Here is a 650-nt window from a genome sequence, read left to right as displayed (position 1 = left end):
GGCAGCGCGGTCGGCCAGCAGCCTGCCCTGCTCTTCCGCACCAGCCTCGTGGAACTCGATCAGCAAGTCCCGTACCCCGAACAGCCGGTCGAGCCTGACCTGCCGGGCAGGATCTCGCGATACCAGCTACGTACGTGGATCCCTATTCACGGTTGAGTCGCACTCGTGTGTATCTGGGGTACCCAACCCCAACACCACGCCCGCGACCGGACTGAAAGTCGTCAGAATAGAGTCCAATTCTGCATTTCTTGACACACGCCCGCTGGATTCAAAGACTTCAACTTGACATTTCAAGTGGTGGAGAGGTCATTATGCGCGTCGGCTATATCAGGGTGAGCGCGGTCGACCAGAACACCGTCCGCCAACTCGACGGGATCGACATAGAACGCACCTTCATCGACAAGGCCTCCGGGAAGGACACCGCCCGCCCGCAGCTGGAGGAGCTGATCGGGTTCGTGCGCGACGGTGACACCGTGATCGTGCACTCCATGGACCGCCTCGCGCGCAACCTCGACGACCTTCGCCGGTTGGTGCGCACCCTGACCGGCAAGGGCGTGCGGGTGGAGTTCGTGAAGGAGTCGCTGACTTTCACCGGGGAGGACTCCCCGATGGCGCATCTGCTGCTGAGCGTGATGGGCGCCTTCGCCGAG

1 protein-coding gene is annotated in these 650 nt (G+C 62.3%); it reads left to right on the top strand.

Going from position 1 to position 650, the window contains the following annotated elements; all coding sequences use genetic code 11:
• Positions 1-311: 311 nt before the first annotated feature.
• Positions 312-650: recombinase family protein (locus GVY64_RS36980; RefSeq protein ID WP_159851344.1), on the top strand; the 339-nt coding region annotated here is incomplete at its 3' end.

Source organism: Nocardia sp. CY41 (assembly GCF_009829325.1).
Classification (GTDB): Bacteria; Actinomycetota; Actinomycetes; order Mycobacteriales; family Mycobacteriaceae; genus Nocardia.
The sequence above is the reverse complement of the archived record's forward strand: the minus strand, read 5'-3'. Positions and strand labels throughout refer to the sequence as shown.